At 65.7% G+C, this 23,437-nt stretch carries 25 protein-coding genes and 1 riboswitch; of the genes, 7 read left to right on the forward strand and 18 right to left on the reverse strand.

Features of this window, described 5'->3' with window-relative positions:
• The first annotated feature begins 28 nt into the window (after positions 1-28).
• The 3 genes from QX070_RS28750 (at position 29) to QX070_RS28760 (ending at position 1,694) form a co-directional block, all read left to right on the forward strand.
• A complete protein-coding gene (locus QX070_RS28750) occupies positions 29-949 on the forward strand; it encodes a helix-turn-helix transcriptional regulator (protein ID WP_315740524.1) in 921 nt (306 codons plus the stop codon).
• A 132-nt stretch (positions 950-1,081) separates the two neighbouring features.
• On the forward strand, positions 1,082-1,435 hold the full coding sequence (locus QX070_RS28755; protein WP_315740525.1) for a PilZ domain-containing protein: 354 nt from the start codon (positions 1,082-1,084) through the stop codon (positions 1,433-1,435).
• Positions 1,436-1,439: 4 nt separating this feature from the next.
• A complete protein-coding gene (locus QX070_RS28760) occupies positions 1,440-1,694 on the forward strand; it encodes a hypothetical protein (RefSeq protein ID WP_315740526.1) in 255 nt (84 codons plus the stop codon).
• 12 nt (positions 1,695-1,706) lie between these two features.
• On the opposite strand, the gene QX070_RS28765 is transcribed toward QX070_RS28760, so the two are convergent.
• From QX070_RS28765 to QX070_RS28785, 5 genes are all read right to left on the reverse strand, one after another.
• Positions 1,707-2,075 (reverse strand): hypothetical protein, encoded by a 369-nt coding sequence (locus QX070_RS28765; RefSeq protein ID WP_315740626.1) that lies wholly within the window; start codon positions 2,073-2,075, stop codon positions 1,707-1,709.
• Between the two features lie 134 nt (positions 2,076-2,209).
• Positions 2,210-3,415 carry an agmatinase family protein gene (locus QX070_RS28770; protein WP_315740527.1) on the reverse strand — a complete coding sequence of 402 codons (1,206 nt, stop codon included), beginning with the start codon at positions 3,413-3,415 and terminating at the stop codon, positions 2,210-2,212.
• A gap of 40 nt (positions 3,416-3,455) precedes the next feature.
• A complete protein-coding gene (locus QX070_RS28775) occupies positions 3,456-4,229 on the reverse strand; it encodes an ABC transporter ATP-binding protein (RefSeq protein ID WP_315740528.1) in 774 nt (257 codons plus the stop codon).
• Positions 4,229-5,050 (reverse strand): ABC transporter permease, encoded by an 822-nt coding sequence (locus QX070_RS28780; protein ID WP_315740529.1) that lies wholly within the window; start codon positions 5,048-5,050, stop codon positions 4,229-4,231. The genes QX070_RS28775 and QX070_RS28780 overlap by 1 nt, the downstream gene beginning before the upstream one ends.
• A 151-nt stretch (positions 5,051-5,201) precedes the next feature.
• A complete protein-coding gene (locus QX070_RS28785; RefSeq protein WP_315740530.1) occupies positions 5,202-6,272 on the reverse strand; it encodes a putative urea ABC transporter substrate-binding protein in 1,071 nt (356 codons plus the stop codon).
• 74 nt (positions 6,273-6,346) lie between these two features.
• A riboswitch (guanidine-I (ykkC/yxkD leader) is annotated at positions 6,347-6,448 on the reverse strand.
• Between the two features lie 219 nt (positions 6,449-6,667).
• On the opposite strand from QX070_RS28785, the gene QX070_RS28790 reads away from it, so the two are divergent.
• Complete coding sequence (locus QX070_RS28790; protein WP_315740531.1) at positions 6,668-7,003, forward strand: hypothetical protein; 336 nt, start codon at positions 6,668-6,670, stop codon at positions 7,001-7,003.
• 343 nt (positions 7,004-7,346) lie between these two features.
• Here the strand turns inward: QX070_RS28790 and QX070_RS28795 are convergent, their stop codons facing one another.
• From QX070_RS28795 to QX070_RS28830, 8 genes are all read right to left on the reverse strand, one after another.
• Positions 7,347-8,051, reverse strand: a complete 705-nt coding sequence (locus QX070_RS28795) for an ABC transporter ATP-binding protein (protein WP_315740627.1) — start codon at positions 8,049-8,051, stop codon at positions 7,347-7,349.
• A 16-nt stretch (positions 8,052-8,067) separates the two neighbouring features.
• Entirely contained in the window at positions 8,068-8,838 is a 771-nt protein-coding gene (locus tag QX070_RS28800) for an ABC transporter ATP-binding protein (RefSeq protein WP_315740532.1), read from the reverse strand.
• Positions 8,831-9,778, reverse strand: a complete 948-nt coding sequence (locus QX070_RS28805) for a branched-chain amino acid ABC transporter permease (RefSeq protein WP_315740533.1) — start codon at positions 9,776-9,778, stop codon at positions 8,831-8,833. The genes QX070_RS28800 and QX070_RS28805 overlap by 8 nt, the downstream gene beginning before the upstream one ends.
• Complete coding sequence (locus QX070_RS28810; protein ID WP_315740534.1) at positions 9,775-10,692, reverse strand: branched-chain amino acid ABC transporter permease; 918 nt, start codon at positions 10,690-10,692, stop codon at positions 9,775-9,777. Before QX070_RS28810 ends, QX070_RS28805 begins: the two co-directional genes overlap by 4 nt.
• A gap of 144 nt (positions 10,693-10,836) precedes the next feature.
• Positions 10,837-12,006 carry an ABC transporter substrate-binding protein gene (locus QX070_RS28815; protein ID WP_315740535.1) on the reverse strand — a complete coding sequence of 390 codons (1,170 nt, stop codon included), beginning with the start codon at positions 12,004-12,006 and terminating at the stop codon, positions 10,837-10,839.
• Positions 12,007-12,267: 261 nt separating this feature from the next.
• Positions 12,268-13,488, reverse strand: a complete 1,221-nt coding sequence (locus QX070_RS28820; RefSeq protein WP_315740536.1) for an ABC transporter substrate-binding protein — start codon at positions 13,486-13,488, stop codon at positions 12,268-12,270.
• Between the two features lie 70 nt (positions 13,489-13,558).
• Positions 13,559-13,882: a 2Fe-2S iron-sulfur cluster-binding protein gene (locus QX070_RS28825; RefSeq protein ID WP_315740537.1), complete on the reverse strand. Its 324-nt coding sequence runs from the start codon at positions 13,880-13,882 to the stop codon at positions 13,559-13,561.
• Positions 13,883-13,890: 8 nt separating this feature from the next.
• Positions 13,891-15,114: a cytochrome P450 gene (locus QX070_RS28830; protein WP_315740538.1), complete on the reverse strand. Its 1,224-nt coding sequence runs from the start codon at positions 15,112-15,114 to the stop codon at positions 13,891-13,893.
• A 77-nt stretch (positions 15,115-15,191) separates the two neighbouring features.
• On the opposite strand from QX070_RS28830, the gene QX070_RS28835 reads away from it, so the two are divergent.
• The 3 genes from QX070_RS28835 (at position 15,192) to atzF (ending at position 18,621) form a co-directional block, all read left to right on the forward strand.
• Entirely contained in the window at positions 15,192-15,698 is a 507-nt protein-coding gene (locus QX070_RS28835) for a MarR family winged helix-turn-helix transcriptional regulator (protein WP_315740539.1), read from the forward strand.
• Between the two features lie 349 nt (positions 15,699-16,047).
• A complete protein-coding gene (locus tag QX070_RS28840) occupies positions 16,048-16,587 on the forward strand; it encodes a DUF805 domain-containing protein (RefSeq protein ID WP_409999185.1) in 540 nt (179 codons plus the stop codon).
• Positions 16,588-16,833: 246 nt separating this feature from the next.
• Positions 16,834-18,621 carry an allophanate hydrolase gene (gene atzF, locus QX070_RS28845; RefSeq protein ID WP_315740541.1) on the forward strand — a complete coding sequence of 596 codons (1,788 nt, stop codon included), beginning with the start codon at positions 16,834-16,836 and terminating at the stop codon, positions 18,619-18,621.
• 186 nt (positions 18,622-18,807) lie between these two features.
• Here atzF and QX070_RS28850 read toward each other — a convergent pair whose 3' ends face one another.
• The 5 genes from QX070_RS28850 to QX070_RS28870 are packed head-to-tail and all read right to left on the reverse strand — an operon-like array spanning position 18,808 to position 23,340.
• Positions 18,808-19,539: a GntR family transcriptional regulator gene (locus QX070_RS28850; protein WP_315740542.1), complete on the reverse strand. Its 732-nt coding sequence runs from the start codon at positions 19,537-19,539 to the stop codon at positions 18,808-18,810.
• A 2-nt stretch (positions 19,540-19,541) separates the two neighbouring features.
• Complete coding sequence (hpxZ, locus tag QX070_RS28855; RefSeq protein WP_315740543.1) at positions 19,542-19,934, reverse strand: oxalurate catabolism protein HpxZ; 393 nt, start codon at positions 19,932-19,934, stop codon at positions 19,542-19,544.
• Complete coding sequence (locus tag QX070_RS28860) at positions 19,915-21,315, reverse strand: AtzE family amidohydrolase (protein ID WP_315740628.1); 1,401 nt, start codon at positions 21,313-21,315, stop codon at positions 19,915-19,917. Before QX070_RS28860 ends, hpxZ begins: the two co-directional genes overlap by 20 nt.
• 10 nt (positions 21,316-21,325) lie before the next feature.
• Positions 21,326-21,505, reverse strand: coding sequence for a DUF4089 domain-containing protein (locus QX070_RS28865; RefSeq protein ID WP_315740544.1), 180 nt, complete (start codon positions 21,503-21,505; stop codon positions 21,326-21,328).
• 26 nt (positions 21,506-21,531) lie between these two features.
• Positions 21,532-23,340 (reverse strand): ABC transporter ATP-binding protein, encoded by a 1,809-nt coding sequence (locus QX070_RS28870; RefSeq protein WP_315740545.1) that lies wholly within the window; start codon positions 23,338-23,340, stop codon positions 21,532-21,534.
• Positions 23,341-23,437 lie beyond the last annotated feature (97 nt).

Raw genomic sequence — 23,437 nt, forward strand, 5'->3', positions numbered from 1 at the left:
TTCCTGGTCAAAAGAGTACCTCAGGGATATGACGCCACACAGCGATGCCCCGCGCGACGACGGCCAGTCCGCGGCCGAGACCGATTTCCTCGACCAGCTGGGCCAGCGGGTGCGGCGGATGCGCGGCCTCGCCGGCATGTCTCGCAAGGTGCTGGCCGAGGTCTCCGGGATTTCCGAGCGCTACATCGCCCAGCTCGAGAGCGGCAAGGGCAATGTCTCGATCGTGCTGCTGCGCCGGATCGCCAATGCGATCAACGCGCCGCTCGACGACATCATCCCCGGCGGCGAGCCATCGCCGGACTGGCCGGTTATTCGCGATCTCCTGAAGAAGGCGACCCCGAGCCAGATCGCGGAGGTCAAGGAGCTGCTTGCCGGCAGCGCATCGGCGCCATTGCGGCGTGCGTTCTCAGGCATTGCGCTGATCGGCCTGCGCGGCGCCGGCAAGTCGACGCTGGGCAAGATGCTGGCGGAGCGGATCGGCTGGAGCTTCGTCGAGCTGAACAAGGAGATCGAGCGGCAGAACGGGCTTTCGGTTGCCGAGATCATCGCGCTCTACGGCCAGGAAGGCTTTCGCCGGATGGAGCAGGCCGCCCTGGTGCAACTGCTCGCGCGCAAGGAGCCGATGGTGCTGGCGACCGGCGGCGGCATCGTCTCCGAGCCGGTCACCTTCGACCTGATCCTGACCTCGTTCTACACCATCTGGCTCAAGGCCGAGCCGGAGGAGCACATGGGGCGTGTGCGCAAACAAGGTGACCTGCGCCCGATGGCCGACGACCGCTCGGCGATGGCCGAGCTGCGCAACATCCTGGCGAGCCGCGAGCCGCTGTACGCAAGGGCCAATGCGGTGGTCGATACGGCGGGGCTGTCGGTCGAGGCAGCCGCTGTGCGGCTGAGCGATGCCGTGCAGCCGGTGCTGACGGGCGACGCCCGGATGTTCGCGCGGGCGTGAGACGTCGTGCGACTTCGATCGCGCCGCAAGCGCCCGGTACGCATTAACCACCACCCACATTTCAATACCGGCGAGACTCGCCACACACCCTCCGATTGATTAATCAATCGTTAAGTCATTGGAGGACGTGGGATGCAAAATCGTCGTCGTGAGGCTCGCCAGCGCGTCTACTATGGCGGCGTGCTGACCTTCAATTCAGGCTGCTCGACGCTGGCCTGCGTCGTGCGCAATTTCAACCACCGCGGCGTCAAGGTCGAGCTCGAGGGCAGCGTGCTGCTGCCGGACCGCGTCGAGATCGGCATCGAACGGCGCGGATGGTCACGACCGGCGCAGATGGTGTGGCGCGACGGCGCGGGCGCCGGCCTCGCCTTCCATCACGACGATGGCGAGGTGATCGATCTCGAAACGGCGCGCGCCTTGCGCCTGCAGGAGCGCGCCAACAGGCAGCTCAAATCGCGCCTCGAGCAATTGCTCTCGGGGCACTGAGCAAATGTCCGAATCCTCGCAAGAGCACGACGACTGGCTGATCGCCCCCGATGCGCCGCCGCCGGTCGCGGCGCGCACCGCCGAGCGCCCGCGATCGCACTGGCTCCGGCGCGTCACGCTGCTGCTCGCCGCTCAATATGTCATCGTGCTGGTGATCGGCGTCGCCGCGGCCTCGACCGTGCGCGCATTCGTGCTGCCGGAAGTCACCGGTCGCTTCGAGGCGCTTGCAGCGGCGCTCAAGCGAACGCCGCTGCCTTGAGTTCTGAGCTGGTCACTCGATCTCCCGCAGCTCCGCATAGGTCAGCGGCAACAGGCCGGTGCCGTCGAAATAGACAAAGCGCAGCCGGCGGCGGCGTGAGATGAAGTTCGACGGCAGCGGATCGTAGCGGAAGGTGCCGCCGCCGAGATGCGGCGTCAGGCTGCCGACATCGGTCAGCGCATCGATCTCCACCCGCAGCAGCTTGAGGCTGGCGCCGTCGCGCAGGATCTCGAACGGGACGCGCGCCAGCCGCAGGAAGCTGGTCGGATCGGGGGCGGCGATGAAACCGTCGACGAAGGCGGCCTCGACCTTGTCGAGGTCGGGCTCGACGATGGCGGCCGGCTTGGCGCCCTCGGGCTGGTGCGGCGTCTGCCACTGCACCGGTGTGCGCCCGTGCGGATGGTTGTGCCCGGGGCCGTGCGGCGGATGGTCATGATGATGGTCGTGATCATGCGGATGGCCATGATCATGGTGGTGATCGCCGTGGTGGTGGTGGTGATGTCGCATCGCAGGCCTCAATAGCTGACCGGCTTGTTGATGATGTGCTTGTGGCTGCCGAGCTTGCCATGGGCGACCATCGAGCCCAGCGCCTCGACGACGACGCGGACGCCGATCAGCGCGGTGATATCAGAGGTGTCGTAGGGCGGCGAGACTTCGACCACTTCGAGCCCGCACAGCCCCTCGGCGGCGACGAGGCCGAGCAGCTTGAGCGCCTCGCGCGGCAGGAAGCCGCCGGGCTCGGGCCAACCGGTGCCGGGCACGAAGCCGCAATCGATGGAGTCGACGTCGAACGAGATGTAGACCGCGTCGGCATCCTTCCAGGCCAGCTCGAGCGCGATCTCCGCCGTCTTCTCCAGGCCGATCTTCTCGATGTCCGCGATGGTGAGGACGTTGGTGTTGCGCTTGCGCGCGACCTCGACACCCTCGCGCGGCACCTGCCAGCCGCCGATGCCGAGCTGCACCAGGTTGGTCGGCGACACGTTCGGCAAATTGGTCGCCCAGTACCAGGGCGTGGTGTGCATGCGCTCGTCGAGATCCTTCTCCTGGATGTCGATGTGGCGGTCGAAATGAATGATGCCGATGCGCTTGTCGGTACACTCAGCGATGCCGCGCACGCAGGGGAAGCCGATCGAATGGTCGCCGCCGAGCATGATCGGCAGCGCTCCGGACGAGAACACATGCGCGACGCCGCGGCTGATCTGGTCGAAGCTCTTTTCGAGGTTGGCGGGAATGGTGAAGACGTCGCCGGCATCGCACAGGGTCATCTGCTCGCGCAGGTCGACCCCGAGCTCGTAGTTGTAGGGCGTGTAGAGCGCGGAGATGCGGCGGATGCCCTGCGGCCCGAAGCGGGTGCCGGGGCGATAGGTGGTGCCGGAATCGAAGGGAATGCCGATCACGGCAGCGTCGTATTTGGCGACGTCACGGACGTTCTCGACATAGGGCGCCTTCATGAAGGTGTTGATCCCGGCGAAATGCGGCAGCTCACCGCGCGCAAAGGTCGGGATCTCGCGATCGGTCAGGCTGTCGGCGCCGGGCAGGCCCATGTCGAGCGCCCATTGCCGCTCCTTGCGCCAACCATTGCTGGGCAGCTTGCCTTCGGCCTCCAGCGCCTGCCAGCCTTGGGTGGCCATCTTGTCGAAGTCCGGATGGTGGCGGCGCATGCTCTGGCGCTGCGGCTGCAAGCCGGCACGGCGTGACCGGCGCATCGATGGGAATGACATGAAAACTCTCCTTCGTTTCTTTCGACGTTTCTTGAACTGACTATTGCGCCGCCTGCACGCTGGCGCGGATGAAACCGAGCACGGGCACGGCGCTGTCGCGGGTGAGATCGAGGTCGTAGGTGATGCGCGCGCCGAACCGCTCCGGCGCCTGCGGATCCTTGCGCGGCCGGTCGAGTGCGATCAGCCGCGTGGCGAGGCCGAACGCCTCCTTGATGTCGTGGGTGACCATCACGATGGTCATGTTGTGCTCGCGCCACAGCGGCTTGATCAGCGAATGCATCTGGGCGCGGGTGCCGGGATCGAGCGCGCCGAAGGGCTCATCGAGCAGCAGCACGCGCGGCTGCTTCGCCAGTGCCTGCGCAATCGCCAGGCGCTGCTGCATGCCGCCGGACAATGCGCTTGGATATTTGTCGCGATGCTCGGCCAGGCCGACGGCCTCGATCAGCGCGAGGCTCTTCTCCATCGCCTCCTTGCGCGCCGACCCGAACAGCCGCGCCGTGAACGGGCAGGCGGCGAGCTCATAGCCGAGCAGCACGTTGCCGAGCACGGTCAGATGCGGAAACACCGAGTAGCGCTGGAACACGATGCCGCGGTCCGGCCCCGGCTCGGCCGGGAAAGGCTGGCCGTCGAGCAGCACGGCGCCTTGCGTCGGCTTCTCCTGGCCGAGGATCAGACGCAGAAAGGTGCTCTTGCCCGCGCCGGAAGGACCGACGATCGACAGGAACGTACCGGAGGCGATCTCGAGATTGATGCGTTCGAGCACCACCTGGTTGCCGTATTCGACCCAGACATTCCGGAACGACAGCGTGCTCATCAGCGCGCTCCGCCGTCATATGCCCAGGGGAACGCGCGCCGGCCGATCCACACCAAGGCCAGGTCGAACAGATAGGCGAGCAGCGTGATCCAGACGACATAGGGCAAGATCACGTCCATCGACAGATAGCGCCTGACCAGGAAGATGCGGTAGCCGAGCCCGACGTCGGAGGCGATGGCCTCCGCCGAGATCAGGAACAGGAACGCCGGGCCGATCATCAGCCGCAGGCACTTGATCAGGCGCGGCATGATCTGCGGCAGCACGACACGGATCGCGACCTGCCAGGTCGAGCCGCCGAGCGTTTGCGCCTTGATCAGCTGCTCGCGCGGCATGGCCTGCACCTCGAGTGAGAGATCGCGCACCAGCGTCGGCGTGACGCCGATGACGATCAGCACCACCTTGGACAATTCGCCGAGACCGAACACGATGAACAGAACCGGCAGCACCGCCATCGGCGGGATCATCGACAGCACCGCGACCAGCGTGCCGAAGCCGGCGCCGGCCACCGGCAGCAATCCGATGGCGAGTCCGAGCACGAGCCCGATCACCGCCGCGATGCCGAGCCCGAGCGCGAGGCGCTGCAGGCTCGCCGCCGTGTCGGACCACAGCACGTAGTCGCCGGAGCGGCGATCAGGCTCGGTCGCGAGCCGCTTGGAGGTCGCGACCATCTCGGAGACCGGCGGCAGCAGCTTGTCGTCGGGATTGTCCGCGCGCCGCTGCGCCGACCCGACCACGTAGATCAGCGCGATCAGCAGGAACGGCAACAGGGCCAGCAACAGCCGGCTGCCCCGGTTCGGAACGACGTTCATGGCACGCGGCATCGACAGACTCCGTCATTCCTCATTGAAAGGAGGCGCGCCAGCGCCGTCTCGAACCATGAGGCCCCGATCCGGGCGTCATTCTTCGAGACGCTTGCGCTCGCGCAAGCTCCTCAGGATGAGGGGAGACACTGGTTGCCCGGCGGGAACACGGTCAGAGCTTTCCTTCGGCCGCCATCTTCATGAAGGTCGGATCGAAGCGCAGCTTCACGTTGCTGGCCGAGCCCAGCGCCTTCGTTGGCGTGGAGATGCCGACCGCGTCCTTCGACTTCACCTTCTCGCCAAGCAGATTGTGATCGAAGCAGAAGGTGCGCACGAGATCCATGATCTTCGGCAGCTCCGGTCCGGTCATGAAGGCGAGCGCGTCCTTCGGCTCATAGTACATGAACGTGGTCTTGAGCTGGGCCTCGAAACCGGCGAGATCGGTGCCCGACAGCTTGGCCATCGCCTCGCGCGCGGCCTTGCCCTTCTCGCTCTGGTCCTTCATCAGCGCGATGGTCTCGTACCAGATGCCGGTCAGCGCCTTGCCGAGCTCGGGATTGTCCTTGAGCGTCGCACTGTTCACGACCAGGAGATCCTCGATCTCGCCGGGGATCTTGCTGGAGTCGAACACCAGCGTTGCACCCGGCTCGGCCTTCACCTCCAGGAGTTGCGGATTCCAGGTCACGACCGCGGTGGTGTCGGGCGACTTCGCAGCGGCGACGATGTCGGCGTCGGAGGTGTTGACGGTCTTGATGTTCTTCTCGGACAGCTTCACGGTCTCGAGGCCGCGCGCCAGCAGATAGTGCGACACCGAGAGCTCGACGAGGTTGACCTTCTGGCCCTTGATGTCGGCCAGCGTCTTGCCTTTCTTCAGCACGACGCCGTCATTGCCGTTGGAATAGTCGCCCATGATGATGGCCGACGTGTCGACGCCGCCGGCAGCGGGGATGGTCAGCGCATCCATGTTGGTGACGGTGACGCCGTCGAACTTGCCGGCGGTGTACTGGTTGATCGACTCGACGTAGTCGTTGATCTGGGTGACCTTGATCGAGATGCCGTATTTGTCGGCCCATTTCTTGACGATGCCGGACTCGGCCGCATACGGCCACGGCATCCAGCCGACATAGATCGTCCAGGCGATATTGAATTCCTTCTTCTTCTCAGCTGACGCGGGCGACAGCGATGCGGTCGCCAGCGTCGATGCAGCGAGCAGTGCAACAAACAGATTTCGCGCTTTTCCCATGTCCAGTCCCTCATCGGTTTTCTGACCGCGGACTGGCATGAAGAACCTCGTGCCTGCCAAGCGCGGCCACTGAGGTCTCCCGGGTTTTTATCCCGCCGTGCACCAGGGCTCTCCCCTGGCGGCTGCTCTCGGACCAGCATTCTCGATGGAGAACCGGAACCCTAGCTGCCAACTCTGATCAACAAGGGGAGCAATCCGCATGCCAGGAAAAATGCTTGCGATTCAACGGAACCGGCGGCACGCTGTGCTCAAAAATCAGGCACTCAGAATTCTTCTTGGGCGATGTGGCGCGTCAGCCGACGCCGGTCATGCAACGACAGCATGAACCGTCCGGTGCACGGGGGCGACATCATCAGGCAGGCACGTCAGTCGCAGTGACTTGGAGTCTCGTTGATATGATCAGGTCTTCCGGGATCGCATTGGCAACCATTCTGGCTCTCAGCCTCGCCGCCGATGCAGCCTTCGCGCAGAGCGCGCCCGCTCCCGATGCGCCGGCGCAACCTGCTCCCGCCGCAAGCCCCACGCCGACAGCCACTCCCGCACCAGCCGCCTCGGCCGAGAAACCCGGCGACGCCAAGCCGGCCAGCGAGGCGACCGCGCCGAAGAAGACGCGGACGAGGACCAGCACGCGCAAGGAAGTCGAGGACTCCCTGCGCAGCGGCACGGTGCCGTCACGCTATCGCAGCCGGGTGCCGAAGGAGTACCAGAAGTACATCCCGTTCCATCGCTGAGGTCTAGAGTGGCGGCGTCATTTTCACGATGATTCCGACGATCAGCATGAAGGCGAGACACAGCCCCGTCTCAAGGTCAGAATGAACAGACCAGAAGCCGCGCAGGCCGGCCACGGCCTTCTGTGGTGATTCGATTCGAATACGAGGTGCACGCATTTGTTCAACCTCTGATAAAAGGAAAAACAAACTACTACCCTGGAAAAATAATCCCGTCCAAGCCGCGCCTCAAGGCGAAAAATCAGCGCATGTCGGGGCAGCAATCAAAATCTACGCCCAACGCCCGACGCGATCTTGATTTGAGTCAATCCGCATCCACGTCGGAATAGCCGGCAGCGCGCCGCCCTCAAATACCCAGATAGCGGTGCTGCAGCTCCGGCTCGGCCATCAGTTGCTCCGACGTGCCGTGCCACACGGTGCGGCCACGCTCGATGATGTAGTGGCGGTCGCAGATGCGGGTCAGATGTCCGACATTCTTGTCGATCACCAGGATCGACTGCCCGCGCGATTTCAGCAGCGACAGGCAGTTCCAGATCTCCTCTCGGATCAACGGCGCCAGACCCTCGGTCGCCTCGTCGAGAATGAGGAGTTTCGGGTTGGTCATCAGGGCGCGGCCGATCGCCAGCATCTGCTGCTCGCCGCCGGAGAGCTGGTTGCCCATGTTGCTGCCGCGTTCGGCGAGCCGCGGAAACAGCGCGTGGATCTTGTCGAGCGTCCAGGGATCGGACGCGCCGAGCCGGTTGGTCGAGGCCGCCACGAGATTCTCGGTGACGGTCAGATTCGGAAAGATCTGCCGTCCCTCCGGCACCAGGCCGATGCCGAGCTGAGCGATCCTGTAGGACGGCAGCTTTCGTGTCTCCTGACCGCTGAAGCGGATCAGGCCGGCGCGCGCCTGGGTGAGACCCATGATCGAGCGGATCGTGGTGGTCTTGCCCATGCCGTTGCGGCCCATCAGCGAGACCATCTCGCCGGGACGGATCGCCAACGACAGGCCGAACAGGACCTGGCTCAGGCCGTAACAGGTCTCGATGCCGTCGACCTCGAGCAGCATGGCGCTTGTCCCCAGATCAACCATGGCCGACCACCACGTGCTGATCGCCGAGATAGGCGCGCTTGACCTCCTCGTTCTGCCGGATCTCGTCCGGCTTGCCCGAGGCGATGATGCGACCATAGACGAGGACCGAGATGCGGTCGGCGAGCGCGAACACCGCCTCCATGTCATGCTCGACCAGCACGATCGACACTTCCTTGCGCAGCTCGTTCAGCAGCTTCACCATGCGCTGCGACTCGGTCACCCCCAGGCCGGCCATCGGCTCGTCGAGCAGCAGGAGCTGCGGCTTGGTCGCGAGCGCGACCGCGAGCTCCAGCTCGCGCTGCTCGCCATGGCTTAGCTTCGACACCAGCACATCGGCGCGATGGCCGAGACCGACGCGCTCCAGCGCGGCGTGCGCGGCGGCACGCAGCGGCTTGTCCTTGCGCGCGGCGGCGAAGAAACGGAACGAGTGCTTGCCGTCATGGGCTTGCGCCGCAAGCGCGACATTGTCGGCTGCGGTGAAGTCCGTCAGCAGCGAGGTGATCTGGAACGAACGCGCCAGCCCCAGCGCGCTGCGCTTATAGGCGGGGAAATGCGAGATGTCGCGGCCCCCTAAGAAAATGCGACCCGCATGCGGCGCCAGGTGGCCGGTGAGCTGGCTGATCAGCGTGGTCTTGCCGGCGCCGTTCGGCCCGATGATGGCGTGGATCTCGCCCTTGGCAACGTCGAGACAGACGTGATCAGTCGCGACGATGCCGCCGAACCGGCGCACGAGATTGTCGACGCGAAGCAGAGGTTCAGCCACGGTTCAACCTCCCGAGCATGCCCATGATGCCGCCGCGGCCGAACAGCACGATCAGGAGCAGCAGCGGCCCCATGATCAGCGCCCAATATTCGGTGATCTGCGACAGCACCTCTTCCAGCACCAGGAACACCACCGAGCCGACGACTGGCCCCATCAGGGTGCCCATGCCGCCGAGGATGACCATCACCATGAGGTCGCCGGAGCGGGTCCAGTACATCACGGCAGGGCTGACGAAATCGGTGTTGTTGGCGAGCAGCGCGCCGGACAGCCCGCACAGCATGCCGGCGATGACGAAGCAGGCCAGCTTGTAGCGCTTCGACGGGAAGCCGATCGCCTGCATGCGCTGCTCGTTGGAACGCAGGCCCTGCAGCACGAGACCAAAGCGCGAATTGACGATGCGCCAGACCAGCACGACGACGGCGAGCAGGCAGAACAGGCAGAGATAATAGAACTGCACGCGGTTGCCGAGATTGATGAGGCCACCGAAATCGCTGCGCTTGTAGACGGTGAGCCCGTCATCCCCGCCGTAACGGGCGAGGCCGGACGCGACGTAGTAGGCCATCTGCGCAAAGGCCAGCGTGATCATGATGAAATACACGCCGCGGGTACGCAAGGAGAGCGCACCGATGACCAGCGCATAGAGCGCAGAAACCGCGATGGCGACCGCGAACTGGGCATAGCCGGAGCCGATGCCCTCCTGCGCCAGGATGCCGACGGCGTAGCCGCCGATGCCGAGATAGGCGGCATGGCCGAAGCTCATCATGCCGCCATAGCCCATGATCAGGTTGAGGCTGACGGCCGCCAGCGCCAGGATCACGATGCGGGTGAACAGCGTGAGGATGAAGATGTTGCCGGAGAGGTTCGAATAGACCGGCAGCAGCACCAGGCCGGCCACGACGATGACGGCCACGATGGTCGAAACGTTGAGCGAGGATTTCATCTGCGGTTGGCCGGAAACAGACCTTCAGGCCGCGCCACCAGCACGATCGCCATCAGGAGGTAGATCAGCATCGACGACATCGCCGGCGCCGCAGTGGAGGCCGCGGCCGAGTTCAGGACCTGGCGCAGCAGATTGGGCAGAAAGGCGCGGCCCATGGTATCGATCAGGCCGATCATGATCGCCGCGATGAAGGCGCCGCGGATCGAGCCGATGCCGCCGATCACGATCACCACGAAGGCGAGAATCAGGATGTTCTCGCCCATGCCGATCTGCACCGTGAGGATCGGCGCCTGCATGAGCCCGGCGAGGCCGGCGAGCGCGGCGCCGAGGCCGAACACCAACGTGTAGAGCAGCTTGATGTTGATGCCGAGCGCGCCGATCATCTCGCGGTTGGAGGCGCCTGCGCGGATCAGCATGCCGATCCGCGTCCTCATCACGCCGAGATAGAGCAGAAGCGCCACCAGCAACGCCACGACGATGATCGCAAGCCGATAGGCCGGATATTGGATGCCGGGCAGGATCGTGACCGGGAAGGCGAGCCAGGACGGCAGCGGCAGCGCCAGTCCCGCCGGGCCCCAGATCAGCCGGACGGCCTCGTTGAAGAACAGGATCAGGCCGAACGTCGCGAGCACGTGGTCGAGATGGTCGCGCCCATAGAGATGGCGTAGTGCCGTGAATTCGAGCACGATGCCGAGCAGAAGCGTGGCACCGAGCGCCATGACCGCGCCGAGCACGAAGCTGCCGGTCCAGGCCACGAAGGTCGCCGCGAAATAGGCGCCCATCATGTAGAGCGAGCCGTGGGCGAGGTTGACGAGGTCCATGATGCCGAACACCAGCGTCAGGCCGGCGGCCAGCAGGAACAGCAGCAGTCCGAACTGCAGCCCGTTCAGGAATTGTTCGACGACGAGAAGCATGCCCCTCACTTCACGCTCAAAAAGACGGCGGCAGAACCCGTTCCAGGCGCTGCCGCCATGTCCGTCCCGATCTTAGGCCGGAGATGTTTTAAGCTTCAAGCAAATTCCAGGCCTGTTTCGTCCCTGGCTCGGAATTCTTTCCGCTCACTTCATCGGGCACTTGTCGTGGAAGCGGTCCTGGTCGTTCTCGACGATGGTGGCGACCATCTTCAGCGACAGCTGGCCGTCGGCGTCCTTGACCACGTCCTGCAGGTAGAAGTTCTGGATCGGGATGTGGTTGTTGCCGAACTTGAAGGAGCCGCGCAGCGACTTGAAGTTGGCCTTCTCCATCTCGGCCTTCATCGCGTCCTTCTTGGACGTGTCGCCCTTGACCGCAACCACGGCGCTGTTGATCAGCTGCGCCGCATCATAGGCCTGGGCGCCGTAATAGGTCGGACGCAGGCCGGTGTATTTCTTGCGGTAGTCGGCGACGAACTTCTTGTTCTGCTCGTTCGGCAGGTCGTTGACCCATTCCTGGGCGCCGGGCACGCCGATCGCATTGTCCTTCTGCAGCGGCAGCGACAATTCGTCGACGGTGAAGGCGGTGTAGAGCGGCATCTTCTCCTTGAGGCCGGCCTGCGAATATTGATTGAGGAATTGCACGCCGGCAGCGCCGGGATAGAACACGAAGATGGATTCGGCGCCCGAGGCGCGCGCCTTGGAGAGCTCGGCGGAAAAGTCGAGCTGGCTCGGCCACACCGTGTATTCCTCACCGACGACCTGGCCCTTGAAGGTGCTCTTCACGCCCGCCAGCATGTCCTTGCCGGCCGCATAGTTCGGGCCGATCAGAAACACCGACTTGACGCCCTTCTGGTTCATGTAGAGGCCCATCGCGGCGGGCGTCTGGTCGTTCTGCCAGGAGGTCGAGAACACGTAAGGCGAGCACAATTCACCGGCGAGCTGCGACGGGCCGGCATTGGCCGAGATCAGAAAGGTCTGGGAATCCACCGCGGTCTTCAGCGACGCCAGCAGCACGTTCGACCAGATGTAGCCGACGATGAAGTCGACCTTGTCGGACTGCACCAGCTTCTCGGTCTTCTGCTTGCCGACGTCAGGCTTCTGCTGGTCGTCCTCGTAGATCACCTCGACCGGTTTGCCGTCGATCTTGCGGCCGAGATGGTCGAGCGCGAGCTCGAACGAATTTCGCATGTCGTTGCCGATCACGGCGGTCGGACCGCTGAACGTCGAGACGAAGCCGATCTTGATGGTGTCGCCGGCGAAGGCCGTGCTCGAAAACAGCAGCGCCGCGGCGCCTGCCAGCCAGAACCTCTTCATGGTCTTCCCTCCCCTCAAGCAAATCGTTCTTATCGTTGTTTCGTCGCCGGCACGCAGTAGCACGACCAGCGGCGGCGTTTCGCCGCAGCATCCGTCGCGCGGTGCTCATCCTGCGCGCCGTCGATCTATGCACCATAATTCCCGGAAACGGACAAAGGCAAGAACTATAGTGCCTGTTAAGGATACCGCAGCACAGCAGAACCGGCCGCGTCAGCCTGACACGGCCGGCTGCGATACTCTCGGTATCACTCGCAACGAGCGTCACTTCACCAGCGCGCAACCACCGTCCGCAATCGGCCGGAACGCCTGCTCGGCCGGAATCGTCGAGACCAGACGATAGTAGTCGTAAGGATATTTCGACTCCTCCGGCTTCTTGACCTCGAACAGATACATCGGGTGGATCACGCGGCCGTCGGCCCGGATCGTCACATCGCCGAACAGCTTGTCCTTGCCCTTCACCGTCTTCATCTGCGGCACGACGTCCTTGGCATCGTCACTGCCGGTGGCCGCAACCGCATTGAGATAGGCAAGCGTCGAGGCGTAGACGCCGGCCTGGTTGCCGCTCGGCATCTTGCCGTTCATGCCGGGGCGCGCCGCGAAACGCTTGGCGAAAGCGCGGGTGTCGTCGTCCATGTCCCAGTAGAAGGCCTCGAGCAGTTGCAGGCCCTGCGCCGCCTTCAGGCCCATGCCATGGATGTCGTTGATGAACAGCAGGAACGCGACCAGCGACTGGCCGCCCTGCTGAATGCCGAACTCGGACGCCTGCTTGACCGCATTGATGGTGTCGCCGCCGGCATTCGCCAGCCCGATCACCTTGGCCTTCGAGCCCTGCGCCTGCAGCAGGAACGAGGCGAAGTCCGTCGTGCCGAGCGGATGCTTGGCCGAGCCGAGCACCTTGCCGCCGTGCTTCTCGATGTAGTTGGTGGCCTCCGCCTCGATGCCCTGGCCGAGCGCGTAGTTGACCGTGATGAAGTACCAGTCCTTGCCACCGCGGCCCATCATCGCGGCTGCCGTGGTGTTGCCGGTCGCCCAGGCGTCGTTGACCCACTGGATCGTATTGGGCGAGCACGCCTTGCCGGTCAGATCGGAGCTGGCGGTGGACGAGGCTAGGAACGTCATGCGGCTTTTGCGCAGCAGCTCGTTGACGGTGAGGCCCACGGCCGAGTTGGGCACGTCGACGACGGCATCGACCTTGTCGACATCGAGCCATTTGCGCGTGATCGCCGAGCCGACATCGGCCTTGTTCTGGTGATCGGCATAGACGATCTCGACCTTGATGCCTTTACCGCCACCGTTGAAATCCTCCGCCGCCATGCGCGCGGCCTCGACCGAGCCCATGCCGTTGGTGTCCTGGAAGATGCCGGAAATATCGTTGAGCACGCCGACGCGTACGACATTGTCCGAGATCTCGCCGGCCCGCGCCGCGCCTGCAAGGCAGAATATTGCGACCAGCGCCAGCGCGCACGAATTCAGCTGCTTCATGATGTCCTTCCCCGTGTGTTGCTTGTTTGATTGTTGTCGTTGCGACTGGAGATCGTCTCCAGTTGCGAAATCAGCTCTGCCGATCCGGAATGCGCACCACCAGTCCGGCCAGCGCCGGCTGCACCTTGATCTGGCAGGACAGCCGGCTGTTCGGCCTTCGCTCGGCGGCGGTGCCGTCCAGCAGCGCATCCTCATCGTCGGACACGGGATCGAGCTTGCCGGTCCAGGCGCCGTCGACATAGACGTGGCAGGTGGCGCAGACGGCGTTGCCGCCGCATTCGGCGACGATGCCGTCGATGCCGTGGGTCAGCGCCGCCAGCATGACGCTGGCGCCGTCCTCGGCCTCCACGCTTTCGCTGCGGTTGTCGGGATGGATGAAGGTGATCGTGGTCATGGTACAGCTCAGGCTGGAGTAAAGGTGACCGGCAGGCTCTCCAGCCCGCGCAGCGTGTTGTTGTAGCGGCGCTTCGGCTCGCCGCTCATCGTGATGCTCCCGACCTTGCGTGCGAGCGCCGTCAGCACCGCCTCGCCTTCGAGCCGCGCGACGAGCTGGCCGACGCACATGTGGATGCCCGAGCCGAAGCCGACATGGCCGGAGACTTTTCGGGTGACGTCGTAGGCGTCGGGCTGCTCCCAGCGGCGCGGGTCGCGATTGGCGCTACCTAAGAACATCAGCACCTTCTCGCCTTCGGGAATCGTGACGCCGCCGAGTTCGACGTCACGCGTGGTGGTGCGGAAGAAGGTCTGCACCGGGCTTTCGAACCGCACGGCCTCCTCGAACGCGTTGCGCGCCAGCGACGGATCGGCGCGCAGCCGCGCCCATTGATCGGGGAAGCGCGCCAGGCAATACACCGCGGCGCCGATGCCATAGACGGTGGTGTCGAGGCCGGCCGACAGCAGCGAGCGCACCAGCAACGGCGCCTCAGCCGGCGTGATCTCGCCGCTGTCGCTGAAGGCATGGATGCAGGAACCGAAGCCGCCGGGCGCGAGATTGTCGCGCTGGCACTGCTCCGTGACATAGGCCTGGTGCGGCGCCGAGCGCTCGATCGCCTGCTGGCGCAGCTCATTCGGCGGACCGAACGCGTTGAACACCAGGCTCGCATAGGGAATGAGATGCTCGCGCCCCTCCGGCTTCAGCCCGAGCGCATCGGGAAACACCGACAGCGGATAGGCCTCGGCGAGATCGGGGATCGCGTCGAACGAGCCACGGCCTACGAGCTCGTCGACCTTGGCCTCGGCCGCGGCCATGAAGCCGTCGCGCAGCCGCTTCATGACAGCCGGCGACAGCACCTTGCTCAGCACGGCGCGGGTGCGCGTATGCGCCGACGGATCCGCCTCGAGGATCAGGCTCGGCGGCCGCCACGGCTTCTCCTTGGCGAAGTCGCTCAAGCCCACGCCGCGGCTGGAGCAGAACGTCTGGGGATCGTTGAGAACGGCATAGACCTCGGCGTAGCGGGCGACGCCGTAGACGTTCCACGCGTCCAGATGGACGACGGGGCCGGCCTCGCGCATCTCCTGATGCGCGGGATAGGGATCGTCGAAGAATTCATACGAGAAAGGGTCGATGGCGAGGTGCGGGATGGCCGGCGCCACGCCGGCAGCAGGGGAAAGACCTGTTGGGTTCATGCGGAGCTCCCGAAGTTTGGCCTTGTCATGCGGCTTTTCGTATCCGTATGAGTGGCGATGCATGGACGTTGGGGATCATGAGCGAGAAATCCGGGACGCCGCGCAAGGCGCAGCCGCGCGAAGCTGAGGGGCAAGGCCTCACGCTCGATCTCGACCGCTATGTGCCGGCCTTCATCACCTTCATCGCCAACAAGCTGTCGAACAGCGCCACCGCGTTCTATCAGCGCAATTTCGGCGTCAACGTCACCGAATGGCGTATCATGTCGCTGCTGGCGATCGAGCCGGGCATCCCGGCCTCGCGCATCTGCAGCGTGATCGGCTTCGACAAGGGGCCGGTCAGCCGTACGCTGGCGCTGATGAAGGGCCGCGGCCTGATCGCGATCCGCAACGATCCGGAGGACGGCCGCAGCCATTCGATCTCGCTGACCGCCAAGGGCCGCGCGACGCACGACAAGGTCATCATCGCCGCGCTGGAACGCGAGCGGCGTCTGCTCGCCTGTCTCGACAAGGATGAGCGGGAAGTCCTGATCACGCTGCTGCGCCGAATCCACGACAATCTCGACGCCGTCACGGGCGCGAGCTGAGCCACTCAGGCAGGAGCCGCCAAACGGCTGACCCGTTCGCTGCGGCAATCTGTTGGCGCGCGCGCAAGCGGCCGCGCCTGCGGCGAGCAGGCTGCGCATGACGTTCCCGTCCCTTCTTCGAGACGCGGATCATCCCGCGCCTCCATTGCTGATCGGGTCGATCGTTCCACATATTAGTTGCTTTAGCAACGATATATTTTCGGCCGCATGAGATCCCGCAGCGCGAAAGCGCCGTCGCACTCGATCCTTCAAATTCTAGCTATCGGCGAAGGCGCGCGGCAATTTCGCCCTGATATGCCGTGTCGGCCGCGCTCCCGATTGCGGCGCGGCCTGCGGGGAGAGGCGGATGTTGGGGTTCATTTTCGGTTTCAATGCGCGTCTCGGCCGTCTGCAATATTTTCTCGCCTCGCTCGGTCTTGCGCTGGTTTCGGTGGTCCTAATCGTGGTCGTGGCCGTCGGTCTTGCCGCCCTCGCCCCTCAGAAGTCGGAGCTGACGGTGAGCTTGCCGATCGTGGTGCTGATCGGCCTGTGCCTGGTGGCGAACCTGATGCTGCAGGCGATGCGCTTTCGCGACATCGGCTGGGACCCGGTCTGTGTGATCCCGGCCTGGATCGCCGTCATGGTGCTGGACTACGTGATCGCCGGCCGGTTTCCCGAATACGCGGCGACATCATCGCACCACGGCACGTGGGTTGGCGCCCTGGTCAATCTCGGCCTGAGCGTTGCGCTGCTGTTCTTCCCCAGCGGGGCTGACGACGCGCCATCGTCGGGAGCTACCATGAGTCGCTCGCCGTCTGCATCGTTCCGAACAGCCCGTGGCGCCGGCTCGGCCACCGAGGCACGGCTCGCGCGCATCACGGGCGGGGAGGCCGAGCGGCGCGGGTACTAGGCGGCGGCGGCGCCCAGCCTGCTCACCAAATAGGCAAATCGCCTTCGGCAACCCCGTCCGAACGCCCGACGGCCTGCCGGACGGCGCACCAACCCACTGACTTTCAAGATTTTTCCGTATCAGGCCCGCATCCCCGCCATGTACACAATGGCACATGGCTTGCTACGTTCGCAGCCGGATTGGCGAAGCGGAGCGCAAGGGAATGGCAGGCCAGAGTTTGGGCTCGGACGAGACGCGGAGCGCCGCGTGACCGAGACCATTGCCGAGATCGTCGCCGCCCATCGCGCCGGCCTGACAACGCCAAGCGACACGATCGCGCGCTGCTACGCCCGGATTCGCGCGCACAACGACCCCGCCATCTTCATCAGCCTGCGCGGCGAGAAGGACGCGCTCGCGGAGGCCGAAACCCTCGCCGACAGGGACAGATCGTTGCCGCTCTACGGCGTGCCCGTTGCGGTGAAGGACAACATCGACGTGGCGGGCCTGCCGACCACCGCCGGCTGCCCGGCCTTCGCGTACACGCCATCTCGTGATTCCACCGCGGTGGCGCGGCTGCGCGCCGCCGGCGCGATCATCATCGGCAAGACCAATCTCGACCAGTTCGCCACCGGCCTCGTCGGCGTGCGCTCGCCCTATGGCATTCCGAAAAATCCGGTGCGCGCCGATCTCGTTCCGGGCGGATCGAGCTCGGGCTCGGCGGTCGCCGTCTCCGCGGGTCTCGTGCCGCTCGCGCTCGGGACGGATACTGCCGGCTCCGGCCGTGTGCCGGCGATGCTCAACAACATCGTCGGCCTGAAGCCGAGCCTCGGCATGATCTCGACCTCCGGCCTGGTGCCGGCCTGCCGCACGCTCGACTGCATTTCGGTGTTCTCGCTGACGGTCGACGACGCCGTCGCGGCGCTCTCGGTGCTGGCAGCGCCGGATCCGCTCGATCCATTCTCGCGCGACCGGCCGCTTGCGGCCGTGACGGCATTTCCCGAGGGCGTGAAGCTCGGCATTCCCCGCCCCGGGCAATTGATCTTCTTCGGCGACAAGGCAGCGGACGCCGCCTATGGCGCTGCGGCCGCGCGCTTCGTCAAGCTCGGCGCAGAGCTGGTCGAGTTCGACCTCGAGCCGTTTTACGAGACCGCGCGGCTGCTCTATGAAGGCCCCTGGGTCGCCGAGCGCTATCTCGTGATCCGCGATCTCCTCGCCTCCGATCCCGATGCCATCCATCCGGTCACGCGCGAGATCACCATCGGCGGCGCGCGCGGCAGCGCCGCTGATACCTTTGCTGCGCTGTACCGCCTGCAGGCGCTGCGCAAGGTGGCCGAGCACACCTTCGCCGATGTCGACGCGCTGGTGCTGCCGACGGCGCCGACCGCCTACACCACCGCGGACGTGCTCGCCAACCCGATCGAGCTCAACAGCCGGCTCGGCACCTACACCAACTTCGTCAACCTGCTCGATCTCTGCGGGCTTGCCGTGCCGGCTGCGATGCGCAGCGACGGCGTCCCGTTCGGCATCACCCTGCTTGCGCCAGCCGGCCGCGATGCGGCGCTCGCCAGTCTCGGGCGCGCCTTCCATGCCGACACGGCGCTGCCGGTCGGCGCCAAGCCGGTCCCGCTTCCGCCGCTCGCGCCCGTGTCTCCGGCACTGCATGGCGACGAGATCGCCGTCGTCGTCGTCGGCGCGCATCTCTCTGGCATGGCGCTCAATCACGAGCTGACCGCTCTCGGCGGCCGCCTGCTGGAAGCAACGACCACCGCGCCTGACTACAAGCTCTACGCGCTGTCGACCACGCCGCCCAAGCCCGGCATGCTGCGGATCGACGACGGCCAGGGTACTTCGATGGCGGTCGAGCTCTGGGCGCTGTCGGCGGCGAGCTTCGGCAAATTCGTCAACCTGATTCCGCCGCCGCTGTCGGTCGGCACCATCCGCTTGGCGGACGGCCGCACCGCCAAGGGCTTCCTCGTCGAGCCGGCCGCGCTCGATGGCGCCCGCGACATCTCGGAGTTCGGCGGCTGGCGAGCGTATATGGCGCAGAAGGGCTGATCTATTTCGCGCGTCATGATTGCGTGCGCTGCCGTAGGGTAGGCAAAGGCGCGCCCGTACTGTCCCAACGAGCGAGATCGCGGTTGCGCCGTGCCCACCGTTTCGCCGCGGAGTCCGTGGCCCGATGGTGGGCACGCTACCGCCTAACGGCGGCTGCTTTGCCCACCCTACCGCTCGAACGAAGAGCTACACCGACACCGCGTAGATCTCGTATTCGCCGCGCACCAGCTCGATGTGGGCTTTCATGGCACTCGCCGCGCCGGCCTTGTCGCCGCGCAGGATGGCGACGACGACGCGGTCGTGCTCGGCATGCGACTTGGCGAGGCGGCCGAGATTGCGGAACTGTGCGCGGCGGAACGGCTGCACACGCACCCGCGTCGCCAAGGTGATCTCGGCGATGTAGGCATTGTGCGCGCCGGCATAGATCGCGTTGTGGAAGCGCTCGTTGACCTCGTGGAAGCGCTCGGGATTGCCGGCGTGGCTGAGATTGCGCAGCTCCTCGTGGATGGCTTCCAGTCGCTGCCGCTCGACCGGCGTCATGCGCTGCGCCGCGAGACCGGCGCACAGGCCCTCGAGCTCGGCCATCGCCTCGAACATGCCGGTGAGGCGGTCGGCCGACGGCCGCGCCACCACCGCGCCGCGATGTGCACGCGCCTCGATCAGGCCGGACGTCGCCAATTGACGCAGCGCTTCGCGCACCGGCGTGCGCGAGACATTGAAGCGCTTGGCGATCTCGGTCTCGTCCAGCGGCGCCCCCGGCGCCAGCGCGCCGCGCACGATCTCATCGGCGAGTTGCAGGCGCAACTCCTCGGCGCGGGTGATCTTCGCAACCGCAGGCGGCGCGCGGTCGATGCGCTTGATCTCGGAGTCGCGGGCGGGCCGCTGCCGCGTTCGCGGCGGAAGATCGTCCAGGCTCATCCTCAGCCGCCTTTTGCTTCATCGATGATGCTGACATGGGCAGCGACGATTCTCCAGCCTTCCGGAAACCGGATCCAGGTCTGCATCTGGCGTCCGACCTTGCCGGGCGCGGTGTCGCGATAGAACAGCGTCGAGGCGACCGCCGCGTCACGGCCGTAAGCGGTGATCACGGTGCGCGCGGTCCGCCGCATCAGCCCGGCCGGCGAGCGCGCGGCGCGAAATGCCGCGATCTCGCCGTAGCCGTAGAGGTTCTCGCCGATGCCGTAGCGCAGCGTGCGGGAGTCCTGCTTGAAAAGCTCGTCGAGCACGGCGACGTCGTTGCTGATCAGCGCCTGTTCATAACGCTGGAACTGCGCGGTGACTTCCGCGACGACGTCAGGCAGATCGACTTCCATTCTCCAGAACTCCTCGCGGGGCCGGCGCAGCGGCGACGCCAAGCTGTTGCAAGGCGTGGGCCACACGCAATGCGACATGTTCGCACCACGGCGCCGCGATGATCTGCACGCCGATGGGCATCGGCTCGAGCGGAATCGGAACGGCGACGACGGGAAGCCCTATGAACGAGATCGGCTGGGTATGAATGCCGATATTGGCGCGCACCGGCAGCTCGACGCCGTCGAGCACGAAGGTCGTCTGCCCGAGCTTGGGTGCAACGCAGGGCGTTGCCGGCGCGATCAGCACGTCGACGGACTTGAACAGCTCCAGCACCCGGGCGTGGTACCAGCGGCGAAACTTCTGCGCGCGGTCGACCATCGGCGCCGGAATCATCGCACCCGCAATCAGGCGGTCGCGCACCGCCGGATCGAAATCACCCGGGCGCGTGCGCAGCCGGTCGAGATGCAGCGAGGCGCCCTCGGTGGTGCTGATGACGTAAGCCGCGGCGCGGGCGCGCGCCGCTTCGGGCACCTCGATCACCTCGGTGACCTTCAGCGCGGCCGCGACACGAGCGACCGCTTCGGCGGCTTCGGGAAACAGATTCTTCTGGAAGTGCCCTCCGGCAAGGGCGATGCGCAGATCGCCGATGCCTTGCGAGAATCGACCGGAGACCGGCTCCGGTGCCCGCGTGGTGCACGCGGCGTCGTCCGGATCGGGCCCCTGCATGGCGTCATAGGCGAGCGCGAGATCCTCGACTGAGCGCGCGAACGGACCGAGATGATCCAGACTCATGACGAACGGAAACGAGCGCGCGCGCGACAGCCGACCATAGGTCGGCTTCAGGCCGAAGATGCCGCAGAACGAGGACGGCACGCGGATCGAGCCGTTGGTGTCGGAGCCCAGCGCGATCGGCACCAGGCCGCCGCCGACGGCGCTGCCCGAGCCGCCCGACGAACCGCCGCTCATCCGCGTCGGATCATGCGGATTGCGCGACGGGCCGTCATGCACGTTCTCGCCGGTGAAGTCGTAGGCGTATTCGCCCATGTTGAGCGCCCCGACCAACACCGCGCCGGCGGCTTCCATCCGCGCGATCAGCGTCGAGTCCCGCGTCGCCGCCGGGCGATCGCGGTTGATCCTGGAGCCGGCCCGGGTCGGCAGCCCCGTGACGTCGAACAGGTTCTTCACCGCAAACGGCACCCCGGCGAGCTGGCCGACGGGCTTGCCCGCAGCGATGGCCGCATCCACGGCGCGCGCCCTCGCTCGCGCACGCTCGGCGGTGATGTCCGTAAAGGAATTCAGCACACCATCGCGCGCCGCAATCCGCGCCAGCGCAGCGTCGGTGGCCTCGACGGCGGAGAGCTTGCGGGTGGCGACTGCGGCCGCAATCGCGCGCGCGGTCATGTCGGCAGGATCAAGCGGTGAAGACACTGGCAGGCTCGGCTTCGTCAGGCAGGGAGAATTCGTCGACCAGCTTCGCCATCTTCAGCGAGACCTCGAGATTGGCGCGAATCGCCGGGCGCCACGCGTCCTCGATCGGCAGAGCCAATGCATGCCCGACCGCGTCGATGTAATCGTCCAATGGCTCCGCCATCAGCTTTTCTCCTCAAGCTTTCACGCTCAATGCGCCGGCAATGGCGGGTGCGGAATCGCCGTCAGCAACTCCCGCGTATAGTCATCCTGCGGATGACCTAGCACACGTTCGGAGGTGCCCTCCTCGACGATTCGGCCCGACCGCATCACGATCACACGATCGCACAACAGCCGCACCACATTCAAATCATGGGAGACGAACAGATAGCTCATACCTAATTGCTGCTTGAGGTCCTGCAGCAGATTGAGCACGACCGCCTGCACGGAGACGTCGAGCGCCGCCGTGGGCTCGTCGAGGATGACGAGCTTCGGGTGCAGTGCGATGGCGCGGGCGATGCCGACGCGCGCCTTCTGGCCGCCCGACAATTGGTGCGGAAAGCGGTCGAGCAGATCGAGCGGCAGGCCGACCATGGTGGCGAGCTCCTCGCAGCGCGCACGAAGCGCGTCGCGGCCCTTCATGTCGCCGAGCTGCAGGATCGGATCGGCGATGGCACGCGCCGCGGTGAAGCGCGGATTGAGGCTGTCGGTCGGATCCTGGAACACCATCTGGATGCGGCTGCGCAGCGGAAGCCGGGCAAAGGCCTGCGGCAGGATGTTGCCGATCTCCTCGCCATCGAAGCTGATGCGGCCCGAGCTCTGGTCGAGCAGCCGCATCACCATCATCGACGTCGTCGACTTGCCACAGCCGGATTCGCCGACCAGGCCGACGCTCTCGCCATGACCGACCGTGAAGCTGATGCCGTCGACGGCGCGGAACATCTCCGGCTCGACCGCCGGCTTGCGGCCGAACAGCTTTGACAATGTCGCCGAGGCGCCCTGGCGGGGATACTCCTTGACCAGCTTGTCGACGAGAAGGAGCGGCTTGATGCTCCTCGCACTCCGGTCGTCCTCCCCACTCCGCTCGTCACCCCCGGGCTTGACCCGGGGGTCCATCACCTTCGACGAGTCTCGCGCAACGGGATGGATGGCCGGGTCAAGCCCGGCCATGACGGAGTGAGGTTGCTGCGACGCCTCCTCCTCCGGCAGCAATTCGCGCAGGGACACGCCGAGCCGCGGCGTCGCGCGCATCAGCTTGCGCGTGTAGGGATGCTGCGGGTTGGCGAAGATGTCGGCGGCCCTGGCGGTCTCGACCACCCGGCCCTTCTCCATCACCACGACGCGATCGCAATAGGCAGCGGCGAGACCCAGATCGTGCGTGATCAGGATCGTCGACATGCCGCGGCTCCTGGTCAGCTCGACCACGAGATCCATCACCGCCTTCTGCGTGGTGACGTCAAGGCCGGTGGTCGGCTCGTCCGCGATCAGCAGCTGCGGATTGCAGGCCAGCGCCAGCGCGATGACGACGCGCTGGCACATGCCGCCGGACAATTCGAACGGATAGGCGTGGTAGCGCTCGCGCGGGCGGACGATCTTGACCTGCTCGAGCGCTGCGATCGCCTTTTCGGCGCGATCAGTCGCGGCCGCCTGGGCGTGCTGCCTCAGCACGTCCTCGATCTGCTGGCCCACTTTCCGGATCGGATTGAGGGCCGCGCGGGGGTTCTGGAAGATCATCGAGATCTCGCGGCCGCGCAGATCGCGCATCGCGCTTTCCTCGGCCGCCTTGACGTCGATCCCCGAGAACATCACCGAGCCCTCGGCGATCCGTCCGGCACGGTCGAGGATGCGCATCACCGCGTAGGACGTCACGGACTTGCCCGAGCCGGACTCGCCGACGATCGCGAGCGTCTCGCCCTTGGCGACGGAGATGTCGACATGCTGCACGGCCTTGACGATACCGCGCCGGGTGGAGAATTCGACGGTGAGATCGCGAACGTCGAGCAGCGGCTGGGCGGTCATCCATGGCTCCGCTTGTTACGACCGTCATGCGCGGGCTTGACCCGCGCATCCATCAAGCCAGGGAAGGCCTGTTCCAAGGGATGGATTGCCGGGTCAA

The organism is Bradyrhizobium sp. SZCCHNR1093 (genome assembly GCF_032381175.1).
Lineage (GTDB): Bacteria > Pseudomonadota > Alphaproteobacteria > Rhizobiales > Xanthobacteraceae > Bradyrhizobium.

What these genes read in the sequence shown, in the direction of transcription:
- QX070_RS28750 (WP_315740524.1), top strand. Translation starts at nt 29, where the DNA reads ATGACGCCACACAGCGATGCCCCGCGCGACGACGGCCAGTCCGCGGCC.
- QX070_RS28755 (WP_315740525.1), top strand. Translation starts at nt 1,082, where the DNA reads ATGCAAAATCGTCGTCGTGAGGCTCGCCAGCGCGTCTACTATGGCGGC.
- QX070_RS28760 (WP_315740526.1), top strand. Translation starts at nt 1,440, where the DNA reads ATGTCCGAATCCTCGCAAGAGCACGACGACTGGCTGATCGCCCCCGAT.
- QX070_RS28770 (WP_315740527.1), bottom strand. Translation starts at nt 3,415, where the DNA reads ATGTCATTCCCATCGATGCGCCGGTCACGCCGTGCCGGCTTGCAGCCG.
- QX070_RS28775 (WP_315740528.1), bottom strand. Translation starts at nt 4,229, where the DNA reads ATGAGCACGCTGTCGTTCCGGAATGTCTGGGTCGAATACGGCAACCAG.
- QX070_RS28780 (WP_315740529.1), bottom strand. Translation starts at nt 5,050, where the DNA reads ATGCCGCGTGCCATGAACGTCGTTCCGAACCGGGGCAGCCGGCTGTTG.
- QX070_RS28785 (WP_315740530.1), bottom strand. Translation starts at nt 6,272, where the DNA reads ATGGGAAAAGCGCGAAATCTGTTTGTTGCACTGCTCGCTGCATCGACG.
- QX070_RS28790 (WP_315740531.1), top strand. Translation starts at nt 6,668, where the DNA reads ATGATCAGGTCTTCCGGGATCGCATTGGCAACCATTCTGGCTCTCAGC.
- QX070_RS28795 (WP_315740627.1), bottom strand. Translation starts at nt 8,051, where the DNA reads ATGCTGCTCGAGGTCGACGGCATCGAGACCTGTTACGGCCTGAGCCAG.
- QX070_RS28805 (WP_315740533.1), bottom strand. Translation starts at nt 9,778, where the DNA reads ATGAAATCCTCGCTCAACGTTTCGACCATCGTGGCCGTCATCGTCGTG.
- QX070_RS28810 (WP_315740534.1), bottom strand. Translation starts at nt 10,692, where the DNA reads ATGCTTCTCGTCGTCGAACAATTCCTGAACGGGCTGCAGTTCGGACTG.
- QX070_RS28815 (WP_315740535.1), bottom strand. Translation starts at nt 12,006, where the DNA reads ATGAAGAGGTTCTGGCTGGCAGGCGCCGCGGCGCTGCTGTTTTCGAGC.
- QX070_RS28820 (WP_315740536.1), bottom strand. Translation starts at nt 13,488, where the DNA reads ATGAAGCAGCTGAATTCGTGCGCGCTGGCGCTGGTCGCAATATTCTGC.
- QX070_RS28825 (WP_315740537.1), bottom strand. Translation starts at nt 13,882, where the DNA reads ATGACCACGATCACCTTCATCCATCCCGACAACCGCAGCGAAAGCGTG.
- QX070_RS28830 (WP_315740538.1), bottom strand. Translation starts at nt 15,114, where the DNA reads ATGAACCCAACAGGTCTTTCCCCTGCTGCCGGCGTGGCGCCGGCCATC.
- QX070_RS28835 (WP_315740539.1), top strand. Translation starts at nt 15,192, where the DNA reads ATGAGCGAGAAATCCGGGACGCCGCGCAAGGCGCAGCCGCGCGAAGCT.
- QX070_RS28850 (WP_315740542.1), bottom strand. Translation starts at nt 19,539, where the DNA reads ATGAGCCTGGACGATCTTCCGCCGCGAACGCGGCAGCGGCCCGCCCGC.
- hpxZ (WP_315740543.1), bottom strand. Translation starts at nt 19,934, where the DNA reads ATGGAAGTCGATCTGCCTGACGTCGTCGCGGAAGTCACCGCGCAGTTC.
- QX070_RS28860 (WP_315740628.1), bottom strand. Translation starts at nt 21,315, where the DNA reads ATGACCGCGCGCGCGATTGCGGCCGCAGTCGCCACCCGCAAGCTCTCC.
- QX070_RS28865 (WP_315740544.1), bottom strand. Translation starts at nt 21,505, where the DNA reads ATGGCGGAGCCATTGGACGATTACATCGACGCGGTCGGGCATGCATTG.
- QX070_RS28870 (WP_315740545.1), bottom strand. Translation starts at nt 23,340, where the DNA reads ATGACCGCCCAGCCGCTGCTCGACGTTCGCGATCTCACCGTCGAATTC.